Origin of the sequence: Saccharopolyspora soli, from assembly GCF_022678645.1 — a bacterium.
Classification (GTDB): Bacteria; Actinomycetota; Actinomycetes; order Mycobacteriales; family Pseudonocardiaceae; genus Saccharopolyspora; species Saccharopolyspora soli.
In genome coordinates this window covers 147,517-172,846 of the sequence record NZ_JALBWV010000001.1, presented here as the reverse complement: position 1 = coordinate 172,846, position 25,330 = coordinate 147,517, and the positions used below count along the sequence as shown (strand labels likewise).

The 25,330-nt window shown below is 68.7% G+C and carries 24 protein-coding genes; 16 read left to right on the top strand and 8 right to left on the bottom strand.

Annotated features, from left to right (window positions below; all coding sequences use genetic code 11):
• The first annotated feature begins 15 nt into the window (after positions 1-15).
• From MOQ72_RS00745 to MOQ72_RS00715, 7 genes are all read left to right on the top strand, one after another.
• Positions 16-762 carry an SDR family NAD(P)-dependent oxidoreductase gene (locus MOQ72_RS00745; RefSeq protein WP_242179961.1) on the top strand — a complete coding sequence of 249 codons (747 nt, stop codon included), beginning with the start codon at positions 16-18 and terminating at the stop codon, positions 760-762.
• Between the two features lie 13 nt (positions 763-775).
• Entirely contained in the window at positions 776-1,858 is a 1,083-nt protein-coding gene (locus tag MOQ72_RS00740; protein ID WP_242179960.1) for a dihydrolipoamide acetyltransferase family protein, read from the top strand.
• Positions 1,855-2,721 (top strand): sugar phosphate isomerase/epimerase family protein, encoded by an 867-nt coding sequence (locus tag MOQ72_RS00735; RefSeq protein ID WP_242179794.1) that lies wholly within the window; start codon positions 1,855-1,857, stop codon positions 2,719-2,721. The genes MOQ72_RS00740 and MOQ72_RS00735 overlap by 4 nt, the downstream gene beginning before the upstream one ends.
• The gene (locus tag MOQ72_RS00730) at positions 2,718-3,743 is read left to right on the top strand and encodes a thiamine pyrophosphate-dependent dehydrogenase E1 component subunit alpha (RefSeq protein WP_242179793.1); all 1,026 of its coding nucleotides are present in this window, start codon (positions 2,718-2,720) and stop codon (positions 3,741-3,743) included. The genes MOQ72_RS00735 and MOQ72_RS00730 overlap by 4 nt, the downstream gene beginning before the upstream one ends.
• A 130-nt stretch (positions 3,744-3,873) precedes the next feature.
• The gene (locus MOQ72_RS00725) at positions 3,874-4,863 is read left to right on the top strand and encodes an alpha-ketoacid dehydrogenase subunit beta (protein ID WP_242179792.1); all 990 of its coding nucleotides are present in this window, start codon (positions 3,874-3,876) and stop codon (positions 4,861-4,863) included.
• Entirely contained in the window at positions 4,860-5,822 is a 963-nt protein-coding gene (locus MOQ72_RS00720) for a thiamine pyrophosphate-dependent dehydrogenase E1 component subunit alpha (RefSeq protein ID WP_242179791.1), read from the top strand. Before MOQ72_RS00725 ends, MOQ72_RS00720 begins: the two co-directional genes overlap by 4 nt.
• A gap of 9 nt (positions 5,823-5,831) precedes the next feature.
• The gene (locus MOQ72_RS00715) at positions 5,832-6,806 is read left to right on the top strand and encodes an alpha-ketoacid dehydrogenase subunit beta (protein ID WP_308197812.1); all 975 of its coding nucleotides are present in this window, start codon (positions 5,832-5,834) and stop codon (positions 6,804-6,806) included.
• On the opposite strand, the gene MOQ72_RS00710 is transcribed toward MOQ72_RS00715, so the two are convergent.
• Complete coding sequence (locus MOQ72_RS00710) at positions 6,749-8,155, bottom strand: MFS transporter (protein ID WP_242179790.1); 1,407 nt, start codon at positions 8,153-8,155, stop codon at positions 6,749-6,751. The two genes, MOQ72_RS00715 and MOQ72_RS00710, sit on opposite strands and share 58 nt — an antisense overlap.
• 90 nt (positions 8,156-8,245) lie before the next feature.
• Positions 8,246-9,334, bottom strand: coding sequence for a Gfo/Idh/MocA family protein (locus MOQ72_RS00705; RefSeq protein ID WP_242179789.1), 1,089 nt, complete (start codon positions 9,332-9,334; stop codon positions 8,246-8,248).
• Positions 9,335-9,424: 90 nt separating this feature from the next.
• Between MOQ72_RS00705 and MOQ72_RS00700 the strand changes: the two genes are divergently transcribed.
• The 5 genes from MOQ72_RS00700 (at position 9,425) to MOQ72_RS00680 (ending at position 13,371) form a co-directional block, all read left to right on the top strand.
• Positions 9,425-10,036 (top strand): TetR/AcrR family transcriptional regulator, encoded by a 612-nt coding sequence (locus tag MOQ72_RS00700; RefSeq protein ID WP_242179788.1) that lies wholly within the window; start codon positions 9,425-9,427, stop codon positions 10,034-10,036.
• A gap of 389 nt (positions 10,037-10,425) precedes the next feature.
• Entirely contained in the window at positions 10,426-11,331 is a 906-nt protein-coding gene (locus tag MOQ72_RS00695; RefSeq protein WP_242179787.1) for a polysaccharide deacetylase family protein, read from the top strand.
• Between the two features lie 80 nt (positions 11,332-11,411).
• Positions 11,412-12,539 carry a molybdopterin-dependent oxidoreductase gene (locus MOQ72_RS00690; protein WP_242179786.1) on the top strand — a complete coding sequence of 376 codons (1,128 nt, stop codon included), beginning with the start codon at positions 11,412-11,414 and terminating at the stop codon, positions 12,537-12,539.
• Entirely contained in the window at positions 12,536-12,964 is a 429-nt protein-coding gene (locus MOQ72_RS00685; protein ID WP_242179785.1) for a hypothetical protein, read from the top strand. The genes MOQ72_RS00690 and MOQ72_RS00685 overlap by 4 nt, the downstream gene beginning before the upstream one ends.
• A gap of 131 nt (positions 12,965-13,095) precedes the next feature.
• Complete coding sequence (locus MOQ72_RS00680) at positions 13,096-13,371, top strand: hypothetical protein (protein ID WP_242179784.1); 276 nt, start codon at positions 13,096-13,098, stop codon at positions 13,369-13,371.
• Between the two features lie 226 nt (positions 13,372-13,597).
• Here MOQ72_RS00680 and MOQ72_RS00675 read toward each other — a convergent pair whose 3' ends face one another.
• Positions 13,598-14,128, bottom strand: coding sequence for a peroxiredoxin-like family protein (locus MOQ72_RS00675; protein ID WP_242179783.1), 531 nt, complete (start codon positions 14,126-14,128; stop codon positions 13,598-13,600).
• A 71-nt stretch (positions 14,129-14,199) separates the two neighbouring features.
• On the opposite strand from MOQ72_RS00675, the gene MOQ72_RS00670 reads away from it, so the two are divergent.
• A complete protein-coding gene (locus tag MOQ72_RS00670) occupies positions 14,200-14,808 on the top strand; it encodes a TetR/AcrR family transcriptional regulator (RefSeq protein ID WP_242179782.1) in 609 nt (202 codons plus the stop codon).
• Between the two features lie 87 nt (positions 14,809-14,895).
• Here the strand turns inward: MOQ72_RS00670 and frc are convergent, their stop codons facing one another.
• Positions 14,896-16,152: a formyl-CoA transferase gene (frc, locus tag MOQ72_RS00665; RefSeq protein WP_242179781.1), complete on the bottom strand. Its 1,257-nt coding sequence runs from the start codon at positions 16,150-16,152 to the stop codon at positions 14,896-14,898.
• A gap of 48 nt (positions 16,153-16,200) precedes the next feature.
• Positions 16,201-17,934: an oxalyl-CoA decarboxylase gene (gene oxc / locus MOQ72_RS00660; protein WP_242179780.1), complete on the bottom strand. Its 1,734-nt coding sequence runs from the start codon at positions 17,932-17,934 to the stop codon at positions 16,201-16,203.
• 236 nt (positions 17,935-18,170) lie between these two features.
• On the opposite strand from oxc, the gene MOQ72_RS00655 reads away from it, so the two are divergent.
• Positions 18,171-19,802 carry a FadD7 family fatty acid--CoA ligase gene (locus tag MOQ72_RS00655; RefSeq protein ID WP_242179779.1) on the top strand — a complete coding sequence of 544 codons (1,632 nt, stop codon included), beginning with the start codon at positions 18,171-18,173 and terminating at the stop codon, positions 19,800-19,802.
• Here MOQ72_RS00655 and MOQ72_RS00650 read toward each other — a convergent pair.
• The 3 genes from MOQ72_RS00650 to MOQ72_RS00640 all read right to left on the bottom strand — a co-directional run bounded on the left by MOQ72_RS00650 (position 19,729) and on the right by MOQ72_RS00640 (position 23,299).
• Entirely contained in the window at positions 19,729-20,661 is a 933-nt protein-coding gene (locus MOQ72_RS00650; RefSeq protein WP_242179778.1) for a LysR family transcriptional regulator, read from the bottom strand. The two genes, MOQ72_RS00655 and MOQ72_RS00650, sit on opposite strands and share 74 nt — an antisense overlap.
• A gap of 202 nt (positions 20,662-20,863) precedes the next feature.
• The gene (locus tag MOQ72_RS00645) at positions 20,864-21,628 is read right to left on the bottom strand and encodes a YoaK family protein (RefSeq protein ID WP_242179777.1); all 765 of its coding nucleotides are present in this window, start codon (positions 21,626-21,628) and stop codon (positions 20,864-20,866) included.
• A 201-nt stretch (positions 21,629-21,829) separates the two neighbouring features.
• Complete coding sequence (locus tag MOQ72_RS00640) at positions 21,830-23,299, bottom strand: MFS transporter (RefSeq protein ID WP_242179776.1); 1,470 nt, start codon at positions 23,297-23,299, stop codon at positions 21,830-21,832.
• A gap of 124 nt (positions 23,300-23,423) precedes the next feature.
• Here MOQ72_RS00640 and MOQ72_RS00635 point away from each other — a divergent pair, with 124 nt between their 5' ends.
• Positions 23,424-24,647 carry a cytochrome P450 gene (locus MOQ72_RS00635; protein WP_242179775.1) on the top strand — a complete coding sequence of 408 codons (1,224 nt, stop codon included), beginning with the start codon at positions 23,424-23,426 and terminating at the stop codon, positions 24,645-24,647.
• A 2-nt stretch (positions 24,648-24,649) separates the two neighbouring features.
• Positions 24,650-25,300, top strand: a complete 651-nt coding sequence (locus MOQ72_RS00630; RefSeq protein ID WP_242179774.1) for a TetR/AcrR family transcriptional regulator — start codon at positions 24,650-24,652, stop codon at positions 25,298-25,300.
• The last annotated feature ends 30 nt before the right edge of the window (positions 25,301-25,330 follow it).

Below are 25,330 nucleotides of genomic sequence, written 5' to 3'. Positions count from 1 at the left end.
TAGCTTTCGAGCGTGATGCACGGCAAGGCAGGATTGGTCACCGGTGCGGCGAGCGGAATCGGCAGGGCCTGCGCGATCCGGCTCGCGGCCGAGGGTGCCGCGGTCGTCGTGGCCGATCTCGAATCGGCGCGCGAGGGCGGCGCGGAAACCGTCCGGACGATCGAGGACGCTGGCGGGCGGGCCGAGTTCTTCGCCTGCGACGTCGCCAGCGAGCAGGACAACGAAGCGCTCGTCGCGCACGTCGTCGAAAGGTTCGGTTCCCTCGACTTCGCCCACAACAACGCGGGGATCGGCGTGCACAAGCTGCTCGCCGACACCGAGGCCGCCGAGTTCGACCGGGTCATCGCGGTCAACCTGCGCGGCACCTTCCTCGGGATGAAGTACCAGATCCAGCAGATGTTGCGCGGTGGCGGCGGGTCGATCGTCAACACCTCGTCGAACGCGGGCCTGCGCGGCGTGCGACTGCTCAGCGCTTACACCGCCAGCAAGCACGGCATCGTCGGGTTGACCAAGAACGGCGCCATCGAGTACGCCGAGGAGGGGATCCGGGTCAACGCCGTGTGCCCTGGAGCGATCATGACGCCGCTGATGAGCGGCATCAGCCCGCAGCGGCAGGAGGAGATCCTGCGCCCGCAGGCGATGCGCCGTCCTGGTGATCCGGCCGAGGTCGCCGCCGCCGTCGCGTGGTTGTGCTCGGACGACTCGTCGTTCGTCACCGGCATCGCGATGCCGGTGGACGCCGGTTCCGTCGCGGGTTGGTGACGCGGTGTCCGAGATGCTCATGCCCCGGCTGTCGGAGTCGATGCGCGACGGGGTGATCGTCGGCTGGCTGCGGGAGTCCGGCGACCAGGTGCGCCCCGGCGACGACCTGGTCGAGATCGAGACCGACAAAGCGACGGTGACCTACCAGGCTGAGCTCGCCGGGCGGCTGGAAATCCTTGCCGGGGCGGGCGAAACCCGCGCGGTGGGCGCGCCCATCGCGCGGATCGAAGCGGCCACCGCGGACGTGCGGCTCAAGTCGTCTCCGCTGGCAAGACGACTCGCTCGGGACAAGAACATCGACCTCGCCGCCATCAACGGAACCGGCCCCGGTGGGCGGATCGTGCGCGCCGACGTCGAGGCGGCCACGCCATCCGCCAGTGCTGAGCAGGATGCCAGGGGTGCGGTGACGGTCGTCGAGCCGACCACCGGACAGCGGACGGTGGCCGCGCGGATGGTTGAGGCGAAGCGCACGATCCCCGAATTCACGGTCACCACCGAGATCGGCATGGACGCTTGCGCCGAGCTGCGGGACCGGATCGCGACGGTCACCGGCGAGGCACCGACCTACAACGCCATGGTCGTCAAGGCGGTCGCGCTCGCCTTGCGTGCACACCCGCGCGTCAATGCGGCATACCTCGACGACACCTTCCACCTATACGGACGGGTCAACGTCGGGATCGCGGTGGCAGCTGAGGACGCGCTGTTGGTGCCCACCGTGTTCGACGCGGACACCCGCACCCTGACCGACATCGACCGCGCCGCGCACACGCTCGCCCAGCGCGCCCGCACGGGTCTGCTCACACCCGCCGAACTCGACGGCGGCACGTTCACCGTGTCGAACCTCGGGATGTACGGGGTGAGCGAGTTCACCGCCGTGATCAACCCACCGCAAGCGGCGATCCTCGCTGTCGGCGCCGTCGAGGAACGCGCGTGCGCGCGCGACGGCGTGCTAGCGGTAGGCCGCGTGCTGCGCGCGACGCTCACGGCAGATCACCGCATCCTCAACGGCGCCGACGCGGCGGCATTCCTGGCGCGCGTGCGTGAACTGCTCACCGAACCGCTGGCCCTGCTGCTCGGGGGAAGGAGCGACCCATGACGGCTCGCATACTCGGCTCGTACTGGACCACAGCCGGTCCGGTCGAGGTCCACACCGGCCGCGAGTGGAGCCTGTTCGACTGGCCGCAGCGCTGCGCCGAAGCCGCGCGCACCGGGATGGCTGGCCTCGGCCTGTGGCACGCCGACCTCGCGCACCTGCTCGAACACCGCAGTCTCGCCGAGATCGGGCAGATCTTCCGCGACCACGGCCTCGACGTGTTGGAGATCGAGTTCCTCAACGACTGGTTCCTCGACCCCGGCACGCCCGGCAGGCAGGCTTCCGACGAGACGCGCAAGCTGCTCTTCGACGCCGCCGCGGAACTGGACGCGCACCACATCAAGGTCGGCAACATCCTCGGCACGCCGTGCGAGCGCGCCAAGCTCATCGACCGCTTCGGCGAGCTGTGCGCGGACGCCGCCACGCGGCACCGCGCGCCGATCGTCTACGAGCTGATGCCCTTCGACCTCAACGCACCGACCCTCGACACCGCACTGGAAGTCGTCGAGGGCGCCGGTGCCGAGAACAGCGGGCTGGCGGTGGACTTCTGGCACCTCGGCAAGCTCGGTCTGACACCGGAGGACCTGCGCGTCATACCGCCCCGCTATCTGTCCTATGTAGAACTCAGCGACGGGATGCGGGCCGACATGCCCGACCACGTCTCGGAGACCACGCGGTACCGGCGGCTGCCCGGCGAGGGCGAGTTCGACGTGCGGGGCTACGTGTCGGTGCTGCGCGAACTCGGCTACGACGGCCCGTGGGGCGTCGAGGTGCTCTCCGATGAACTGCGCGCGTTGCCCATCTCCGAAATGTTCGACCGGACGGTGCGCTCCGTCCACGATTCGATGCAGGAGGCCCCACGGTGAGCGGAGTCGACGACGACCGCCGGGTGTGGATGCTCAACCAGATGCTGCGCGTCAGGGAGTTCGAGGAGCGGGTGAAGCGGACCTTCACCGAGCACCCCGGTGTCATCCGCGGGCACACGCACCTCGCCGACGGCGCTGAGGCGTCCATCGTCGGCTCGTTGGCGGCGATCGGCGACGGCGACCAGCTGATGGCGACGTACCGCTGCCACGGGTACCCGATCGTGCTCGGCACCGACCCGCGCCTGATCATGGCGGAGATCTACGGCCGCAAGACCGGCCTGTGCCAGGGCTACGGCGGTTCGATGCACCTCGCGGATCCCAGCCGCGGATTCCTCGGCACCTCCGGCATCGTCGCGCAGAACATCCCGCAGGCCACCGGTGTCGCGTATGCCGCCCAGGTGCGCGGCGCGGGGCAGGTGGTGCTGTGCTTCTTCGGCGACGGCGCGTCGAAGCAGGGCGCTTTCCACGAATCGCTGAACATCGCGTCGCTTTGGAAGCTGCCGATCGTGTACGTGATGGAGAACAACAACTACAACGTCGTCACGCGCAGCGACCAGGAGGACGCCAACGCGGCCGCCGGTGAGCCGTTGTCGATCAAGGCCACCGCATACAGCATGCCCGGTGTGACCGTGGACGGCGGCGACCCCATCGCCGTGCACGACACCGTCGCCGAGGCCGTCGCGCGGGCGCGCGGGGGCGGGGGGCCGACGCTCGTGGAGTCCAAGGTGTACCGGCTGAGCGCGCACGGCAACATCATCGCGCCGCCCGGTGTGCCGCTGCACTTCCCCGAGCACGAGGCGGTCGTGGTGTTCGGCGCGGTCGAGGAGTACGAGGCCGCCAAACGCGGCGACCCGATCCCCCGGTTCCGGGGCGCCCTCGTCACCGGAGGTGTGCTCACCGCCGCCGAAGCCGACGACCTGGCGAACGTGGTGCGGGACGAGATGGCGGCGGCGGTCGAATTCGGGTTGGAGAGCCCGCTGCCGGAGCCCGAGGAAGCGCTCGCCTACGCCGAGGCTTCGTGAACCCGGCGGTCGCGCGGACCGAAACCGCCCAGTCCACCCACCGATCCAGTGATGGGTGAAGGGCACCTTCGACCGGGTATGTCGGTCAAAGGTGCCCTTCACTCGAAAACCGGGCTCTCAGGAGGAGAACGTGGCACGTGAGCTGCCTTACGTCGCAGCGATCGACGAGGCGATCCGGCAGGAGATGGCACGCGACGACAACGTGCTCTACTTCGGACAGAACATCGCGACCACCGAGAACGATCCGTACCTGACCGCGTTCGGCAGCGACCGGGTGCGGGTGACCCCGATCTCGGAGACCGCGGAGATCGGGATGGCGGTGGGCGCCGCGATGGCTGGCTACCGACCGGTCGTCGAGCTCTACATGGCCGAGTTCCTGCTCGTCGCCATGGACCAGGTCGTCAACGAAGCACCGCGGATGCACACCATGACCGGCGGCCAGGTGCGGGTGCCGCTGGTGCTCAAGGCGGGCTACGGCTTCACCGCGGGCTGGGCTGGCCAGCACACCGGGTCGATCTACGGGATGTTCCTCGGCGTGCCCGGCCTCAAGGTGGCCCTGCCGTCCACCCCCGCCGACGCCAAAGGACTGATGACCACGGCGATCCGCGACGACAACCCGGTGCTCTACTTGCAGCACTACCTGCTCATGCTGGACAACGGCGAGGTGCCCGAGGGCGACTACGCCGTGCCCTTCGGCGTGGCCGACGTCAAGCGCTCCGGCAGCGACGTCACGATCGTCGCGACCGGCTGGACCGTGCACCGCGCGCTCGCCGCAGCCGAGCGGCTGGCCGCCGACGGCATCAGCGCCGAGGTCATCGACCCGCGCACCATCGCACCGCTGGACACCGCGACGATCCTGGAATCCGTCGCGAAGACCGGCAGGCTGGTACTCGTCGACCAGGCCACCCGGCACGCCTCGGTGGCCGCCGTGATCGCCAGCGAGGTGTCCGAGCACGGTTTCGCCGACCTGCGAGCACCGATCAAGCACGTCACGGCATTGGACACGACGATCGCCTACAGCAAGCCGATGGAGGAGTACGTGCTGCCCGACGAGGACAAGATCGCGCTCGCCGTGCGGGCGGTGCTCGATCCCGCCGCGGACGCGAAGGCCACCACATGAGCGCGTTCGAAGGCAGTACGGCGCTGGCCGCGCTCCGCGTGATGTGCCGGATCCGTGCGTTCGAGGAACGCGTCGGGCAGCTCAAGCGCGCCGACGAGGTGCACGGCCTGATCCACCTCAGCGTCGGCCAGGAGGCGGTGGCCGCGACCGTGTGCGGGCAGTTGCGCAGCGACGATCCCGTCTACAGCGGACATCGGGCGCACGGGCACGCCATCGCCAAAGGCGCACCGCTGGACGGGATCATGGCCGAGCTGATGGGCCGCGCGGGCGGCCTGTGCCAGGGTCTCGGCGGATCGATGCACCTGGTGGACACCGAGCACGGCCTGCTCGGCGCGACCGGCGTGGTGGGCGGCAACATCCCGATGGCGGTCGGCAGCGCGCTCGCCAGCCAGCTGTCCGACCGCGATGCCGTGGCCGTGGTGTTCTTCGGAGACGGCGCCGCGCAGGCTGGCCACTTCGCGGAGTCGGTGAACCTGGCCGCGTTGTGGCGGCTGCCGGTGGTCTTCGTTTGCGAGAACAACGGTTTCGCCGAGTTCACACCCCGCTCGGCGCACACTGTGGTGGAGCGGGTAGCAGATGTGGTTGCCCCGTACGGATTCTCACGGGAGACGGTCGACGGCAACGATGCCGCGGCCGTGTGGGAGGCGTTCGGGCAGGTGCTCGCGCGAGCGCGGCACGGCGAAGGGCCCGCGCTGCTGGAATGCCTGACCCACCGGCTGCGCGGCCACTACGAGGGCGACCCGGACCGCTACCGGGAAGCGCTGTCGGCCGAGGACTGGCAGCGCAAGGACCCGATCCGGCGGTTGGCCGCGCAGGGCACCACGGCTGGCTGGTTCACCGACGACGACGTGACATCCGCCGAGCAAGACGCCGAACGGGCGGTGGCCGAAGCAGTGGAGTTCGCCAAGGCGAGCCCGGCGCCGTCCGCGGCGCGCGCGGCGTCGCTCGTCTACGCGTGAAGGAGCGCCGTGCCCGAAACGACCTACGCGAAGGCAATCAGCACCGCGCTCGCCGAGGCGATGCGCGCCGATCCCAGGGTGTTCGTGCTCGGCGAGGACGTCGCACAAGGCGGGCCGTACACCACGACCGCGGGCCTGGCCGACGAGTTCGGCACGAAGCGGCTGATCAACACACCGATCAGCGAGGCCGCGATCTGCGGTGTCGCGGTCGGGGCCGCCCAGTCCGGCCTGCGGCCGGTGCTGGAGATCATGTACATCGACTTCATCACCCTCGCCCTGGACCAACTGGTGAACCAGGCGGCCAAGGCGCATTTCATGTCCGGTGGCCAGCTGAGCGTGCCGATGGTGTTGCGCACCCAGGGCGGTGCCGGTTACCGGGGTGCCGCCCAGCATTCGCAGAGCCTGGAGAGCTGGCTGACGCACATACCCGGACTCAAGGTGGTGATGCCCAGCTGCGCGGAGGACGCCGCTGGGCTGCTCGCGAGCGCGATCCACGACGACAACCCGGTCGTGGTCATCGAGAACAAGACCTTGTACTTCCGCCGAGGGCCGGTGCCGGACCGCATCAAGCCGCTGCCGCTGGGCCAGGCCCGCGTGCTGCGAGAGGGCCGGGACGTCACGGTCGTCGCGCTGTCGCGACTCGTTCACGAGGCGCTAGACGCGGCGAAAAGCCTTGCAGCCGAAGGAGTCGAGGTCGAGGTGATCGATCCGCGCACGCTCGTGCCGCTGGATCTCGACGCGATCGTCGCCTCGGTGCGCCGCACGAACCGGCTTGTCGTCGCGCACGAGGCGGTCGAGCACGGGGGTTTCGGAGCTGAGATCGCGGCGGCCGTGCAGCACGCCGCCTTCGACTACCTCGACGCGCCGATCGAGCGGGTTGGCGCACCGTTCGCGCCAATCCCGCTCAGCCCCGAATTGGAGGACGCCTACGTGCCCGGTGCTGGGGAGATCGTCTCCGCCGTGCGCGCGTCGCTGGGCCGCTGATCTCGTTCCGGATCCCAGCGGATCAACAAGGACGTCAGGAACCCGGTGAGCGGGATGGCGGCCATCACGACGATCGCGGGTCCCGCCCCGAGTGCGTCAAGGACCAGCGGGAACACGAACGACCCGACGACGCCACCAGTGCTGCCCGCCATGTTGGTGACGCCCGAGCCGAGGGCGCGCAGGTTGCTCGGATACGCCGCTGCGGCCAGGCTGATCCCGCCAGGCGCTGGGCCACCGGAGTGCAGCAGCAGGAACAGCGCGGGCAGCGTGAACGCGAGCCACAGCGGGATGCCGTCGAAGAGGACGCCGAGCAGGATCAGCACGACGGCGGCGAGCGCGAATCCGACGAGCATGGTGCGCCGAATGGTGAACCGCTGGGCCAGCACGCCTGAAGCGAATCCGCCGACGATGCCGAACACGTTGAACAGCGTGGCACCGAGCGCGGCGGCGGTGAAGTCGTCGCCGAACAGCTGCAACGAGATCACCGGCAGGTACCAGCCGATGGCGAAGTATTCCAAACCCTGGCAGAAGAATGTGACGACGGCCAGCACCGTGCGCCGCCGGTACGGGCGACGCAGCAACTGGGAGATGTCGCCCAGCGACGACTCCCGCGGCCGCGCGGGTGCCGCCGTTGCCGAGCCCGCGACCACGTCGACGCCGTAGATCTCGCGCAGTGTTCGGGCGGCCTTGTCGAAGCGGCCCTTGCTCGCCAGCCAACGCGGGCTTTCGCTGAGCAGGAACACTTGCAGCACGCCGAGCACGGCAGCGATCAGCCCGGCCGACGCGAGCGACCAGCGCCAGATGCTCTGCCCGACGCCCGCCTGGTAGATGGCAACCGTGATCAGGAGGTTGCAGGTGGTGGCGACGTACCAGATGCCCTGCCAGCGGTTGAGCTTGCTCTGCTTGCGCGTCGGCAGGAACTCGGCGAGGTAGGCCATGACGACGGCGAAGTCGAACGCCCAAGCCACGCCAGCAAGACCTCGCCCGAGCAGCAGCAGCGCCAAGTCGGAGGAGGTCGAAGCGATGATCGCGGACAGCAGCGCGACGACCTTCGCGGCCACCAACATCGGCACCCGCCCCAGCCGGTCGGCGAGCAACCCCGCCACCGGCCCGAGCACCAGCGCCACGAGCATCGACGACCCGGCCAGCAAGCCAACTTCGCCAGCGGCGAGCCCAAGTTCGTCGGTCAGCGGTCCGAGCCCGGCGGACAGCGCGGCGTTGGCATAAGCCTCGAAGAAAACGCCGCCCAGACCGAGCACCCAAACCCAACGCATCCGCGAACCGGCGGGCCGATCCGCTTCGATGAAGTCGGCGACGTCCTGCTCACTGGCGATGGTGACTGCTGCCATACCGCTGACGCTAGAACCGAAAACCCACCCTTTCTTGCCGACGCCTGCACAATTCCTTGCACGTTCACGCGCTTACCGGCGGTTCCGGACTCACTGGCCGGGCAGCAGGGCCTGTTCGATGAGTTCGTGCAGGTCGTGGGCTGCTCTGAAGTCTGGCGTGATGCGCGAGCCTGCTCGGAGATCTTTTGCTAGCTGTCGGTACAAACGCGCTACGTTGGCCACTTCTGTTGGCAGTTCGCTCGCGTCGTCGGCCGGTACCGGCACCGGTGTCCACTGTGGTCTTTCTGGTCGAGATTCGGCGAGCGCTAGTTCGCCGATCTGCAGTTGCGCCGCCCAGGGGTTGGCTTCTGGCACTGAGGTGAGCGCGATGTTGCCTTCCGTGCCTGCGATCTGGATGCGCGTCCTCGGTGCGGCCGCTTCGCCGTCGTGCAGTTGGATGGACATGACCGCGCCGCTGTCGAGTTCGGCGTTGGCGAGGAAGTGGTCAGGGGCGGTGACGTTGATCGGTTCGCCGGTTTCGGCGATCCGGTGTTCGGGGCTTCGGATTGCTGTTCTCGCGGACAGCTCGCGGATCGGACCGAGCAGGTGCTGCACGAGGTCGATCGCGTGTCCACCGAGGACCTCGACCAGACCGGCACCGGTTCCGCGGTGGTAGGTGTAGGCCGTCCAGGCAGGAACGTCACGCGTGTTCCCCTTGCTGCGAGCGCTGTAAAGCGTGGCTGACTGCACCGTCCCGATGCGGCCGTCCGCGATCATCGCGCGGGCTTGGCGCACGGCGGGGGCGAAACGCGCCTGCAAGCCAACAGCCGCATGGACCCCAGCGGAGTTCGCGTTCGCGGTCAACGCGGCGGCTTCGGCGGCCGTCGTGCTCAGCGGCCATTCGCAGTACACGTGCTTGCCAGCCTCCAGCGCCGCAGTGACCAACTCGACGTGCGCGGGCACTTTCACGGTGACTACCACTAGATCGACGTCGGGGTGCGACGCGAGGCTGCGGGCATCAGTGAACGCGTGTCGTGCGTCGAACCGCGCACGCGCGGCTTCCGCGCTGTCCTGGCGGGTTGTCGCGACGGCAGTGAGTGCGAATTCGGGCGACGCGATGATCGCCGGGAGGTGCGCACGCGCGGCCCACCCCCGGTCCGGGTTGGCCCCCAGCACCCCGACGCGAATCGGCCTGGTCATCCGCACGCCTCCATAACCGGGTCAAGCTGTTCCATTTATCCGACCGTACCAGAACCGGAACATGGCGACCCGGTTAGCTACACTCCGACCATGCACTCCGCAGTGGATGCGCTGCTCGCGCAGGGCAAAACCCGCCCGCGAGCGGACGCGCAACGCAACGTCGAGCGGCTGATCACCGCAGCACGGCAAGCGCTCGACGAGCAGGGACTCGCCGTCACCACTCGTGACATCGCGCAACGTGCCGGAGTGGGCCTGGGGACGCTCTACCGGCGGGTTCCGTCAGTGGATGCGCTGCTCGCGGCGATCCTCACGGACACCATCGACGAGATGACCGAAAGTGCCCGGCGTGCGCTCGAAGCCTCCGACGCTTGGCGGGGTTTCGTCGAGTTCGCCGAGGTCTACGTGCGGTTGCGGACGTCGAGCTGTGGTTTGCACGACGCGCTGTCCGGCGCCGGAGCCCATCTCGATCTCAAGCCGCGGATCAACCAGCTACAGCGGGCCGTGCGCCAACTCGTCCAGCGGGCGCAGGACAAGCACGTGATCCGCGATGACCTCGACTGGCGGGACATCCCGTTCGTCCTCGCGACCGCGATACCCGCCGACCACACCATCGGGCTCGAACCAAAAACCGATCAAGGGCGCCGAAACCTGCGCATCATCCTCGACGGACTCCGCCCGCCCGCAGGGCCCAGCGACTCGTAAAGGGTGCGGGATTGGCGTGCGTGGTGCCGAGGCTTGTGAGCGGTGTTGGGTTGGAACCGGCGCTTTCACTCACGAGCACCTACCGTCCGAGCCGCTGCCGCGTCGTGAGTGGAAATGGTCGCCATGACGACCGTTACCACTCACGACCCCAAGGCGAGCTCCAACCCACGCACCTTCTTATTTATCTCCACATGTGCCCGACGTCATAGCAGGGCTCGTTTGACCTTCACATTAATGTGATGGTTCGAGCATTCATGCGAACCCACCGCCAAGATCCGCGTCGTGGAGGAAACATGAGTAGCCCCGTACCAACCCCAGCCCTCCTCAACCGCACCCCAGGGGACCGTGACGCAAACCAGCCACAAGAAACCACGAAACGCGAGATTCGCGTGGACGCAACCACCACTGAAAAACGCGGAGAGGCGGTACTGCCACTCTTCTCCTATTCCCCGATCGTCTCCCGACCGCCGCTGAGCTTTCCGGGCGGCGCCCGGTTGGCGTTCTACGTCGGTCTCAACATCGAGCGCTTCCGCCCGGACATCGCGATCGACCGGGCCGGTGGTCCGGTGCCCGACCCGCTGTCGCACGGGTGGCGCGAATACGGCAACCGGGTCGGCTTCTGGCGGTTGCTGGACCTCTTCGACGAAGTCGGCATCCGCGCCACAGGCATCGTCAACTCCGACGTGTGCACCGCGTACCCGGAGATCATCGAGGCTGGCGTGGCGCGCGACTGGGCATGGGTCGCGCACGGCAAGACCAACTCGATCATGGCGCACGACATGGATCCCGCGGCCGAGCCGCAGTTCCTGCAGGAGATGTTCGCAACGCTGGACGCCGCGCTCCCGGCCCGGCCACGGGGCTGGCTCGGGCCCGGCCTCACCGAAACCGCCGCGACACCGGAACTGCTCGCCGACGCCGGGATCAGCTACCTCCTCGACTGGTGCTGCGACGATCAACCGTTCCAGCTGAACGTCCCGGGCATGCTGTCGGTGCCGTATTCGTTGGACGTCAACGACTTCATGATGTTCGTGACGACGCCTGGGCTCTCCGGTCCCGACTACGAGCGGATCGTCCTCGACCAGTTCGAGCAACTGCTCGCGGACTCGGCCAGCACCGGCCGGGTCATGGCCCTGCCGCTGCACACCTTCATCGTCGGACAGCCGTACCGCTTCAAGTACCTGGCGCGCGTGCTCAAGACGATCGCTTCGACGCCGGAGGTTTGGCTGTGCACGAGCGACGACATCGCCGACCACTACACCGCGAGCATCGCCGAGGCGCAGCGCGGAAAGTCCTGAGCAACTGGCGTCCGCCCGTCACAAATCGGTAAGCAGGCAAACCCTGTCACCTGGCACGGGGCCGTTCTAGCGTCGCTGGCGTGTTGAGACGGTTGCGGGAGGGGCCGCGGTTCGGTGCGGCAGCGCACGACGAGCGGGCGACTGCGCGGATCGGGCTGTGGCTCGCTCTCACGTTCGGGTTGTGCTTCGTGACGGGTCTGATCAGCCACCTGATCCAGCATCCGCCGTCCTGGTTCGGCTGGCCGAGTCGGCCGGTGTGGCTCTACCGGGTCACCCAGGGCACGCACGTGATCTCCGGTATCGCGTCGATTCCGCTGCTGTTCGCGAAACTCTGGAGCGTCTACCCGAAGCTCTTCGAGAAGCCGCTGGTGCGTTCGCTGCCGCACGCGCTGGAGCGGGTGTCGATCCTGGTGCTGTCCGCCGCGGCCTTCTTCGAACTGACCACCGGCCTGCTCAACGTCGCGCAGAACTACCCGTGGAACTTCTACTTCCCGACCGTGCACTACGCGGTGGCCTGGATCGCGATCGGTTCGATCCTGGTGCACATCGCGGTGAAGCTGCCGATCATCAGCCGCGCGCTGGGCGAGCGCGTGGGCCGGGACGAACCAGCAGCTCAGGGCCTGTCCCGGCGTGGGTTCCTCGGCGCGACCGCGCTGGTCACCGGTGTCGCGGTGGTGGCGACCGCAGGAGCCACCGTGCCCGCCTTGCGCCGGGTGTCGGTGCTGTCGTGGCGGACGGACAACGGACCGCAGGGCGTGCCGGTGAACCGGACCGCAGCTGCCGCTGGTGTGCTGGCGGCCGCTTACGATCCGGCCTGGCGACTTGAAGTTGTCACCGGCTCCGGTACCAGCGAATTCTCGTTGTCGGAGCTCACGGCGTTGCCGCAGACCACGGCCGAGTTGCCGATCGCGTGCGTCGAGGGCTGGAGCCAGTCGGCGACCTGGACCGGGGTCGCACTGCCCGACCTGCTGCGGACGGCAGGTGCCCAGCCGGGGACCGACCTGCACGTGGTGTCGCTGGAGCTCAACGGGCTCTACCGGGCCAGCATCCTGCCCGGCGTGCACACCGCGGATCCGTTGACGTTGCTGGCGTTGCGGCTCAACGGCGAACCGCTCGACGCCGACCACGGCTACCCGTGCCGGATCATCGCGCCGAACCGGCCGGGCGTGCTGCAGACCAAATGGGTGCGCCGACTGGAGGCGGCATGAGGCCCGCGCGAGTGGTGTTGGCGCTGCCCGGACTGGCGGCCTTGGTGTGGGGCGGTGTCCTGTTCGGACAATTCGTGCTGTCGCAGGGGTCGAGCAGCATCGTCGCGTGGGCGTGGTTGCTGGGCGGGCCAGTGGTGCACGACGGGCTCGTGGCACCGGTCGTCGGGTTGGCCGGTCTCGTCATCACGCGCGTCGTGCCGCATTCGTGGCGCGGCCCGCTGCTGGTAGGTGCGGCACTGAGCGGTGTGCTCGGGTTGCTGTCGGTTCCGCTGCTGTGGCGCCGTTACGGCACTCCGCCGAGTCCCGGCTTGCACGACGGCGACACGTCAACCGGACTGCTCGTCGCGCTCGGCCTGATCTGGGTACTGGTGCTGCTGATCGGCTTGGCGAACACCTGGCGGCGGGCGCGGGCAGCCGCCCAGTAGTTACGGCCTTCCAGGACACCGGTTGCAGCTAGCCGGTAAGCCCATCTGGTTGCTAGCCGCGACGCGGAACGCACGCTCGACGAGCCAAGCTCGACAGCATCAATCGCAATCTCCAAGACGGGGGAACTGCAATGCGTACCACTTCACGAGCAATGGTCGGATTGGCCCTGGCCGCGCCGCTGGCGCTGGGCATCGGGGGCGTTGCTTCGGCCGCCACGACCGACCTGGCCGCCATGCCCGCGATGCAGGCCAACCATTCGGGCAGCCACGACGCCCACCACCACTCCCACGCCCGCCCGAGCAACGGCAGCGTGGACGGCGGTCCGCGAGGACACGGCTCCAACTACAGCGGCTCCCACGGCGACAGCGGAGTGAACGGAGCCGTCGGCGGGGACACCACCCACTAGCCGATCCCAGAAGTGCTTGTTCTGCGGGAAGAATTACGACGCGAAAGAGGTTCCCCGCGCGATGATCGCGCACGGGGAACCTTTTCGCGTCCACGCCAGGCGACGATGGCCACCGCCACCCGCACCAGTCACGGCCTCCGTGACGTAGGTCCGCGACCAACTGGCGTCTCCTGGGCCGACGCGCCACCGCCGAAGGTGTCGGTGCAGCGCATCAGGTCGTACCACGTCATCGGGACGTCGCCGCCCGAGCGTGTCCGAGCAACTCGTCGACCGACCACTGGTCGTAGGCGTGCGCGCCGTACTTGGCGGCGTGCACCCGGCCACCGGGAGCGATCAGGAAGTCCGCTGGCAAGCCAAGCCGACCGCCCGCCTGCGCGGCCGCGGGCGGCCGGTACTTGCCCATGAGCGTCAGTGCTGAGCCGCGCAGGATCGCGCCCCACGTCCGCGGATGCAGCAGAGCACGAAGGCTGGATTCGACGCCGAACTCGCGGTAGTAGCGCTTGCCCGGATCGCCGATGACCGCGAAGGGCAGGTCGTAGGAGCGCAGTTCGGCTGCGGGTGAGTGGAAGAACACCACCTCGCGGATCCCCGCCGCGGTGATCTCGTCGTGCCGTTGAACGATGGAGCGCAGGTGCACGTTGCAGATCGGGCAACCGGCGAACCGCCGGAACTGCAGGTGCACCAGGTGCTCGGAATCGGGAACTCGGATGCGCTCGCCGGTGACGGCTACCAACTCGCGCTCGCTGACCTCTCGCATCACGGACCCTCCATAAGCGTGCAGTGTACGCCTACGAAACTATGCGCGTATGCTGTACGCTGTCAAAGGTCATGCCACGACCTCGATCCCTGACGCCCACCCAGATCGCGACCGCAGCGCTGGCGGTCGTCGACCGCGACGGGCTCGGCGCTCTCTCGATGCGGACGGTTGCCCAGGAACTCGGCATGGGCACCATGTCGCTGTACCGCTACGTCACCGATCGCAGCGAAGTCGAGGAACTCGTGGTCGACCTGATCCTGCAAGCCGTGGACCTGAGCACACCGCGGGGTTCGGCCGGACGGCGCCTGAGCGTGCTCGCCGACCGAGTGCGGGTGGCGGTATCCGACCATCCGGCGGTCATGCCATTGCTGCTCGCCTACCGGCACCGTTCGCCTGGTTCGCGCCGCTGGGGCGAGACGGTGCTGACGGTACTGGCGGAAGCGGGACTCACCGGGAAGCAACGGGTGATCGCCTTCCGGGCCATCCTGGGATACGTCTTCGGCGCCCTGCAGGTCGAACACTTCAGCCCCTTGTCCGGACCGGGCACCACTGCCCTGGCCGCACTGCCGTCCGAAGAATTCCCATTCCTGTCGGAGACCGCCGTACAGGCCCAAGCCATCCCACCCGAGGAGGAGTTCCGGCGCGGCTTCGGCATCCTGCTGCGCGGTCTTGGCCTGTGATGGCCGATCACGCGCACGGCCGTTCCGCCGTCGCTCATGAAGGTTCCCCGCGTGCTCGCGCGCGGGGAACCTTCATGAGCGTCCGGGTCAGGCGACGACCTGGTTGGCGTGCAGCTTGGCGATGTCGGCCGCGTCGTAGCCGATGCTGGCGAGGACGTCGTCGGTGTGTTCGCCGAGCAGCGGCGCACCGGTGATGTCGGGCGTGAAGCTGGAGAACTTGATCGGGCTGCCCACCGTCAGGTAGGGGCCGCGGTCCTGCTGCTCGACCTCGACGACCGTGCCGCTCTTGCGCAGCGCGGGGTCCTCGGCGATCTCCTTCATGCTGAGCACCGGCGCGCAGGGCACCTCGAACTCGCGCAGGATGTCGACCGCCTCGTACTTCGTCTTGTCGGCCAACCACTTCTCGATCTCGGCGAAGATGTCGAAGAGGTGCGGTTGGCGCGCCGCCGTGGTGGCGTACTCCGGGTCGTCGGTCCACTCGGGCTTGCCGATGGCCTCGCAGGTGCGCGCCCAGTTCTGCTCCTGGATGGTGAAGTAGATGTAGGCGTTGGGATCGGTCTGCCAACCCTTGCACTTCAGCACCCAGCCGGGCTGCCCGCCGCCACCGGCGTTGCCGCCGCGCGGCACCGCGTCGCCGAACTCGCCGTTCGGGTACTGCGGGTACTCCTCCAGGTAGCCGACCCGCTCCAGGCGTTGCTGGTCGCGCAGCTTGACGCGGGTCAGGTTGAGCACGGCGTCCTGCATGGACACCGACACCTTCTGCCCCACACCGGTCGCATTGCGCTGGATGAGCGCGGTGAGCAGGCCGATCAGCAGGTGCATGCCGCTGTTGCTGTCGCCGAGCGCCGAGCCGCTGATGGTCGGCGGGCCGTCCCAGAAGCCCGTGGTGGACGCGGCGCCACCGGCGGCCTGCGCGACGTTCTCGTAGACCTTGAGGTCGGACCAGGGCGAGTCCTCGTTGAAGCCCTTGACCGAACCGAAGATCAGGCGGGGGTTGAGCTCGTGGAGGTGGTCCCAGCCGAGACCCATCCGGTCCAGGGCGCCCGGCGCGAAGTTCTCGACGAGGATGTCGGCCTCGCGGACCAGCTTCTCCATGACCTGCTTGCCCTCGGCGGACTTGGTGTTGATGGCCAGCGAGCGCTTGTTGCTGTTGAGCATGGTGAAGTAGAGGGCGTCCAGGTCCGGGACGTCGCGCAGCTGACGACGGGTCACGTCGCCGCCGTTGATGCGCTCGACCTTGATGACGTCGGCGCCGAACCAGGCGAGCAGCTGGGTGCACGCCGGACCGGCCTGGACCCCGGTGAAGTCGATCACCTTGATTCCGGTGAGTGGCTTTGCAGTCATGGTGCTTCCTTCTTTCGTTGTTCTCGGTGAGAGGGCGGTGTGCGGGGCTCACTGCTCCGGCGACGCGATGTTGCCGACGGTGATCCCCTTGGGGTTGAGGTGTGCGATGTGGCCGCTCTCGGTCCCGGCCGAGGGGTCGATCGCGCAGTCGATGAGTGCCGGGCCGCCCGCGGCCAACGCATCGGTCAGGGCGGCGGCGACATCGGCGGGTGTGGTCGCGCGGTACCCCTTGCCGCCGAACGCCTCGATCATCTGGTCGTGGCGCGCCTCGGGCATCAGGGTCGTCGGCGACGGGTCGGTCTCCAGCGGGTTGACGTCATCGCCGCGGTAGACGCCGCCGTTGTTCAGCACGACGGTGACCACGGGCAACTGGTAGCGGCAGATCGTCTCCAGCTCCATACCGCTGAATCCGAAGGCGCTGTCGCCCTCGACGGCCACCACCGGCGCACCTTTTTCGACGGCGGCGGCGATCGCGTAGCCCATGCCGATGCCCATTACGCCCCAGGTGCCGCTGTCGAGGCGGTGGCGCGGCACCTGCATGTCGATCACGTTGCGGGCGGTGTCCAGCGCGTTGGCACCCTCGTTGACGAGGTAGACCTCGGGGTGCTCGTGCAGCACGTCGCGCACCGCCTTCAGGGCGCCGATGAACTGCATCGGATGCGGATCGGCTTTGAGGCGCTCCGCCATCTTGGCGACGTTCCGCGCGGAGCGCGCCGCTAGCTCGTCCCGCCAGGCGGCGGGGGCCGCGATCTGGCCGGGTTTGGCCCGCTCGGCGAGAAGGTCGAACACCGACCCGATGTCGCCGACGAGCGGCGCGGCGATGGGCTGGTTGCTGTCCATCTCCTCGGGGGCGATGTCCACCTGGATGAACTTCGCGTCGGGGTTCCACTGCGGTGCCTGGCCGTGGTTGAGCAGCCAGTTCAGCCGGGCGCCGACGAGCATCACGACGTCGCTGCGGCGCAGCGCCAGCGAACGCGCGGTGGCCGCCGACTGCGGGTGGCCGTCGGGCAGCAGGCCCTTGGCCATCGACATCGGCACGTACGGAATGCCGGTGGACTCGACGAACTCACGGATCTGGTCGTCCGCCTGCGCGTATGCGGCGCCTTTGCCGAGCACCACCAGCGGCCGCTGCGCACCTGCCAGGAGCTCGATCGCGCGGTCCACCGCCTCGGGCGCGGGCAGCTGGCGCGGTGCCGGGTCGACAACCCGCCGCAGCGTGGCAGCGCCCGCTGCCGCGTCGACGACCTCGCCCAGTACCGCGGCCGGGATGTCGAGGTAGACCCCACCTGGACGCCCGGACACCGCGGTGCGGATCGCTCGCGCGATGCCGAGGCCGATGTCCTCGACCCGGCTCACCCGGTAGGCGGCTTTGGCGAACGGTTCGGCCGCGGCCAGCTGGTCGAGCTCCTCGTAGTCGCCCTGCTTGAGGTCCACCAGGTGCCGCTCGCTGGACCCGGAGATCTGGATCATCGGGAAGCAGTTCCGGGTGGCGTTGGCGAGCGCGACGAGTCCGTTGAGGAAGCCCGGTGCGGAAACGGTCAGGCACACGCCGGGTTTCTTGGTCAGGAATCCGGCCGCGGCTGCCGCGTGCCCCGCGTCGCTCTCGTGGCGGAACCCGAGGTAGCGAATGCCCGACGCCTGCGCGAGGCGGGCCAGATCGGTGATCGGGATGCCCACCACGCCGTAGATGGTCTGGATGTCGTTGAGCTTGAGCGCGTCGACGGCCAGGTGGTACCCGTCGGTGCGCGGGTTTTCGGCTGTCTGCAGCGTGGAAGTGGTCATGATCCCGAGGTCCTTGCCGTTCGGTTGATGCCTGCTACTTCCACCCTCCGCAGCGGGCGTTGCGGCGTCCAAGACCTGTCACCGAAGAGCTGGTAAGCGGTGGTTATCGAACCCGCAAGCCCTGGCGACCACCTTGATAGAGGTCTGCTATCGGGCGTTCACCAGCGCGTATTGGACGTGCGCGGCACTCCAGCGCAGGCTCGCGGACAACGGCTCCAACCAGGGAGGTGGTGGTCATGACCGTTCCGGCAGCCGCACACGACGCGAGCCGCTACCGGCCTCCGGCGATCACGGGTCTGCTCGACCTCCTGGACGGGCAGGTCCGCGATCGTCCCGACGCCAGCGCGCTCGTCGTCACCGGAGACCGCGTCCACCTGTCCTACGCCACCCTCGCGGCCCTGGCCGATGACGTGGCCGCCCGATTGGGCAACGCGGGGCTGCGTCCCGGAGACGCGGTCGGACTCGTCTGCGCCAACACCGCCGAGTTCGTCGTTGGGCTGCTGGGTGCGGCGCGGGCCGGGCTGGTGGTCGCTCCACTGGACCCCGCACTCCCCGAGTCGCAGATGTCCGCCCGGATCGAGGAATTGGGCGCGCAGGCCGTACTGGTCGGCCAACCCGTGGCGGAGGTTCGCGTTCCGATGTGGACCTTGCGCGTCGACTTCTCCCGCGCTGAAACCGCGACTTCCGAACTCGACGCCAGTCCGCACGCCGTGCGAAACGTCCGGGGTGCGGCGCACGAACTCTCCGACCGCGACGCCCTCGTCCTGTTCACCGCCGGGACTACCGACCAGGCGAAGATGGTTCCGCTCTCACACGCCAACGTGGCCGCCTCCGTGCGAGACATCTGCGCCACCTACGAGCTGGGACCCGGCGATGCGACGGTCGCGGCGATGCCGTTCTTCCACGGCCACGGGCTGTTCGCGTCGCTGCTGGCCTCCCTGGCCAGCGGGGGATGCGTGCTGCTTCCCGAACGGGGACGGTTCTCGGCGCACACGTTCTGGGACGACGTGCGCGCCGCAGCGGCAACGTGGTTCACCGCGGTCCCGACCATCCACGAAATCCTGCTGGAGCGATCGGCTCGGGAGTACCCAGGCCCGCAGGTCGCGCCGTTGAGGTTCGTGCGCAGTTGCAGCGCGCCCCTCAACGCGGCCACGGGACGGGCGCTGGAGCGCATGCTCGGCGTGCCGCTGCTGTCCGCTTACGGGATGACCGAATCCACGCACCAGGCGACCAGCGAGCCACTGCCGCACCGCGGCCCGCTGAAGCACGGGTCGGTCGGCCGGGCGACCGGCGTGGACCTCCGCGTCGTCGACCAGAACGGCCACTCGTGCCCCATCGGCACCGTGGGCGAGGTGTGGGTGCGCGGTGCCACCGTCGCCCGCGGCTACCTCACCGATCCGGCCGGGACGGCGCACAGCTTCGCCGACGGTTGGTTCCGCACTGGCGACCTGGGTTCGCTGGACGAGGACGGATACCTGTTCGTCACCGGGCGCATCAAGAACATCATCAACCGCGGGGGCGAGAAGATCTCGCCCGAGCACGTCGAGAACATCCTCGGCGGTTGTCCCGGCGTGACCGAAGCGGCCGTGTTCGCCATCCCCGACACGACCTACGGGCAACGGGTTGGCGCTGCCGTGGTTCTGGACGAGGGCGTCGATTCCGACCAAGTCCTGCGGTACTGCCGCGACCGGCTGGCCGCCTTCGAGGTGCCCGACCGGCTCGAAGTCGTCGCGGCGCTGCCGCACACCGCCAAGGGCGGGCTCGACCGGCTGGCGATCGAACAGAAGTACGCGCTCACCGCACGGGATGCTCGGTCGGCAGCGGTTGGTCGAAGAACTCCTCCAGGCGCAAACCCATGGCCGCCTTGACGAATGCCCGAGCCACGACCGAACCCGGTGTCGCCGCATTGATCGCCACCGAGACTTGCGCCCTGGCGACCGGCTCGACCAGGCGGACGACTCTCGTCCGGCCGATCACCGGCATCGCGCGCAACCACGCGTGCGGCACGATGCTCGCCCACTCGCCGTCGCCCACCAGCGCGTAGAGGGAAGCGACCGAATCCGTCTCCACCTGCGGGGTCACCTCGACCCCGCTGTCCGCGAACGCGCTGTCGATCACCTGTCGGATCCGCATGTCGGAGGTGAGCAGCGCGAGCGGCAACTGGGCCGCGTCGGCCCACCGCATGGTGTCGGTCTGGGGTGTGAGGTGGTCACCGGAGGCCAGCACCATGAACCGCTCCTCGTACAGCGGCACCACTTGCAGACCTTCCTGGTCGTGCGGCGCGAAGCGCGCGATGGCGGCGTCCAGTTCGAAATCGCGCAGTTGGCGGCGCAGCTCGGTCGTCGACGACCGGGAGCGGACCTGCACCTTGGCCAAGGGGTGCGCGGCGCAGAACGCGGCCACCGGAAGCGCCACGGTCGTTGACGCCGTGGGTTCCGCACCCAGCCGCAGCGTCCCGGTGATGCCCGACTGGACGGCGGCCACCTCGGCCTTGAACGCGTCCTGCTCGGCCAGGATCCGCTTTGCCCACACGACGAGCCGTTCGCCCTCCGGGGTCAGGCCCTCGTAGTTGTGCCCGCGGTTGATCAGCGTGACGTTGAGCTCCCGTTCAAGCTTGGCGATCGCCGCCGAGAGCGCGGGCTGCGACACGTAGCAGGCTTCCGCCGCCCGCGCGAAGTGCCGCTCCCTGGCTACTGCCACGAAGTACTCCAGCTGACGGAACAGCACGAGGCGACTCCTCTCCGCCTGGGCCGCACGCGGTCGCTCCCGCGACGCCTCCAATCATCGCACCCGTCAACCATTCGACAGCATTCGCTTTGGCGCGCTCAGTGAATTCGCGATCACTGGTGTCCACAAGCGTCGTGAGTGCGCAACCGGGCTCCAGCCCGGCTGAACACTCACGACCGCTTGCAGCGCCGGACGGCGCCGTCTAGCGAGCTGCTGGCTTCAGCGCGGCCGTGGCGAACGCGATCACCGCGATCGTCACGACCACGGGGATGATCGGGGCGTAAAGCGGTGCGAACAACAGCACTACTCCCCCGGCCACCGCACCGACGACCATGGCCGCCATGATTCGCGCGTACAGCCAGCGGTCCGCGGAATCGGACCGATTCGCGAGCTGGTTGACGAAGCTGACGATGGTGGCGGTTGCGGCCGTGGTGGAGATCTCCGGTACTCGCAGCGATCGAACGGCGTCCATCTGAATTCCCATCGCGACCGCGAGAATTCCGATCAGGACGTCGCCCACCACGGTGGACGGGTGACCGGCGATCGCCAGCCACAGGATGAGGAAAGCTGCCTCAGCAGCGGCCACGACGGCGAGCGCTATCGAGACTCGACGTGGCCACACTTCGACGGCCCCGTTTTTCAAGGGCATGACGAGCTTCGCCGAAAACAACACACCCGCTGCGAATCCGAGCATCGCGACGACCACTCGTCCGACGTCCGGTCCCAGCGAGCCGCCCGAGTCCAGCGAACTGACCGCGGCCAGCCCGAGGAACACCACATTTCCCGTCATGAACGCCGCGAAGACCTTGCCCAGCGCGAGGTAGCAAATCACGTCGACCGCACCAGTGGAGAACGACAGCCCCACCAGCAACCGGTTCCGCACGACCGAGGCCGTCCGCCTGGTGCGCGCGGGTTTTCGATCGGCCTCGGCGTCCTGGCAGACACCTGAGCCATGCAAGACATCCACTCAAATTCCCCCTTCAGCGAATTGGGTGATTTGAGTTCCGCGGAAGAAACTGGCCGACGCGAATCGGTAGGAGCACAGCTTATACCAGGACACGAATCACGACACCGAATGTGTGACCGCATCGACAGCTCGACGTGCCGATCACAGTGGATTCACAATCAGATAGTCCACCGTGGACGATTCTGGGGATCCGCCCCGCCGCTAGCCGGCCTTGGCTGGTGCCGCGGCGGTGTGCGGCACCGCTGTGGCGGAAGTCGGGCGTCGGGCGGGCAGGAAGGCCGCGATCGCGAGCGCGACGAGCGCCGCGCTGGCGCCGATCACCATGACCAGGCGGAAACCGTTCTGGCTGGGAAGCACGAGCGAGCCGAACGTGATTGTCAGCTGCGCCAGCACGACGCCCGAGACCGCGCTGGAGATCGAGGTGCCGATGGACCGCATCAGCGTGTTGAGGCTGTTGGCGGCGGCCGTTTCCGCAACCGGCACCGCCGCCATGATGAGCGCGGGCATGGCCCCGTAGGAAAGACCGATGCCAGCCCCGATCACGCTGGAGACCAGCACCAGCTGCCAGACCTCGGACATCAGCGCGGCGCCCAGGCCGTAGCCAGCGGCGACCACGAGCGCGCCGAGCATCAGCGTCACCTTGGGCCCCCTGGCTTTCGAGACGCGCGCGGACACCGGTGCCATCGCCATCATCACCAGGCCGGAAGGCCCCATCACCAACCCCACCGCCAGCATCGTCTGCCCCAGACCGTAGCCGGTGGCCTCGGGCAGTTGCAGCAATTGCGGAAGCACCAGGGACATCGCGAACATGGCGAACCCGAACACGGCGGACGCCACGTTGGTGAGCAGCACCTGGCGACGCGCGGTGGTGCGCAGGTCCACCAGCGGCTGCCGGGTGCGCAGTTCCCACCAGCCCCACAGGACGAGCACGACCGCCGACGCACCGAACAGCAGCTCGGTACGAGCGCTGGTCCAGCCCCAGTCGGCTCCCTTGGAGATCGCCAGCAACAGGCAGATCAGCCCCGCCGACAGTCCTGCCGCGCCCACCAAGTCGAAGCGCCCACCGGTGCGCACCTCGGATTCCGGCACGAGCGTCAGCACCAGCACGGCGACGAGCGCGCCGAGGCCCGCCGCCGTCCAGAACAGCACATGCCAGTCGGCGCGCTCGGCCAGGAAGGCGGCTGCGGGCAGGCCGAGTGCGCCGCCCACGCCCAGTGAAGCGCTCATCAACGCCGTCGCCGAACCGAGCCGTTCGGCCGGCAGTTCATCGCGCATGATGCTGATCCCCAGCGGGATGACACCGGCCGCCAGCCCTTGCAGAGCCCGTCCGACGACCATCGGCGCCAGCGTGCTGCTGAGCCCGCAGACGGCCGAACCAGCCACCAGCAGCCCCAGGCTGACCAGCAGCATGCGCCGCTTGCCGTACATGTCGCCGAGCCTGCCCACCACCGGCGTCGCGACGGCACCGGCCAGCAGCGTGGCGGTGATCGCCCACGTGGCGTCGGAGGCCGAAGCGCTCAACAGCGCGGGCAGCATGGGGACCAGCGGGATCACCAGGGTCTGCATCAACGAGACCACGATGCCGCCGAGGGCCAGCACCAACACGACGGTGTTCGTCCGCGGGGAGCGGGAAGCCCCGGCATCGTCGGGCTGGGCGAGGGCGTTCGGCATGGCAAGGGCCTCCGTCTGGGCAATCGATCCACACGACCGGTCCGAGATTAAATCAATTGATTGACTTAAACCAGCCGGATCGGTTAACTGGGTACGGACCGGAGCCGACGCGAAGGAGGACACCGTGGCGGGAAACGGTGACCGCGAGCAGGTGCTGAACTACCCGATTCCCAGCGAAGCGGCGCTGGAGCCACCGGAGCAGTGGGAGCGGCTGCGGCAGGAGTGTCCGGTCGCGCGGGTGACGTTGCCCAGCGGGGACGAGGCGTCGCTGGTCACCCGCTACGCGGATGTCAAGCAGGTGCTCTCCGACCCGCGGTTCACCCGGCAGCTCAACGCCGATGACGCGGCCCGGATCGCGGCCAACGAGTCGGGCGGGGTGTTCAACAGTTCGATGGGCGAGTCGATACCCCAAAGCGGCAGCGGGCACCAGCGCTGGCGGCGGATGATCGGCAAGTGGTTCACGGCCAAGAGGATGGCCGCGCTGCGGCCCGGCATCGAAGCGATGGCCGACCAGCTCATCGACGACATGGTGAAGCACGGCCATCCGGCGGATCTCAAGGCGGGCCTGGGTTTCCCGTTGCCGGTGTGGGTGATCTGCACCATGCTCGGCGTCCCGGACTCGGACCGGGACAAATTCGCCCACTGGTCCGACACGCTGCTCAACCTGACCCGGTACGCGCAGGCCGAGATCGACGCGGCGCAGGCCGAATTCGTCGAGTACATGGCCGCCCACGTGACCGCCAAGCGGGCGGCACCGGGTGAAGACCTGCTCAGCGAGCTGATCACCGGCACCGACGCCGAGGGTGGCCGGTTGTCCGACGCTGAACTGGTGGCCACCGGCCAGGGTCTGCTGGTCGCCGGGCACGAGACCACGGCGAACATGATCGGCAAGATGGTGGCCATGCTGCTGGCCGACCGCACGCGGTGGGAGCAGCTGGTGGCGGATCGGTCGCTGGTGCGCACTGCCGTTGAGGAGGCGCTGCGCTTCGACGCCAACCAGGGGTTCGGCATGCCACGCTACATCGGCGAGGACGCCGAGGTCGCTGGCACGCTGCTGCCCGGCGGCACCACCGTGGTGTGCAGCATGGCCGCGGCCAACCGCGACGTCACGGCGTTCGACGACGCCGACGAGATGGACCTCGGCCGCAGCCCGAACGCCCACCTGGCCTTCGGCGCCGGGGCGCACTCGTGCCTGGGACAGGCGCTGGCCCGCACCGAACTGCAGGTCGTGCTGGATGTGCTGCTGCGTCGACTTCCCACCCTGGCACTCGCCGTCGGCGTGGACGAGCTGCGCCGGGTCGAGGGACTGGCGGTCGGCGGGTTGCGCGAAGTTCCGGTGAGGTGGTGACCGTGGCCGGGAAGACCGTCCGGGCCGAACGCGTCAACGCGACGCGCGAACTGATCCTCACCGCGGCCGAGCGGTTGTTCGCCGAGCACGGTGTGTTCGCGGTGTCCAACCGCCAAGTCAGCGAGGCCGCGGGTCAGGGCAACAGCGCCGCCGTCGGCTACCACTTCGGCACCAAAGCCGATCTGGTGCGGGCGATCGCGCGCAAGCACACCGAGCAGATCGAGCGGGTGCGCGTGCGGATGGTGGCCGAGGTCGACGGCTCCACCGACGTGCGGGACTGGGTGGCCTGCCTGGTGCGCCCGAACACCGAGCACCTGGCCGCCCTGGGCTCCCCCACCTGGTTCGCCCGGTTCGGCGCCCAGGTCATGACCGATCCCGCGCTCCGGGCGATCATGATCGACGAAGCCATGACCTCACCGTCGCTGCGCCAGATCCTGGAAGGCTTCAACCGGTGCCTGCCCGAACTGCCGGTGGAAGTTCGCCTGGAACGCGGCGACATGGCCCGCCAGTTGATGGTGCACACGTGCGCCGAGCGCGAACGCGCGCTCGCCGAGGGCGCCCCGACACCCCGGTCCAGCTGGCACGACGCCGCGACCGGGCTGATCGACGCGATCGCGGGGTTGTGGCTGGCGCCGGTGACCCCGCGGGCCTGACGACGAAGGCGTTGCGGTCGCGGCACCGCA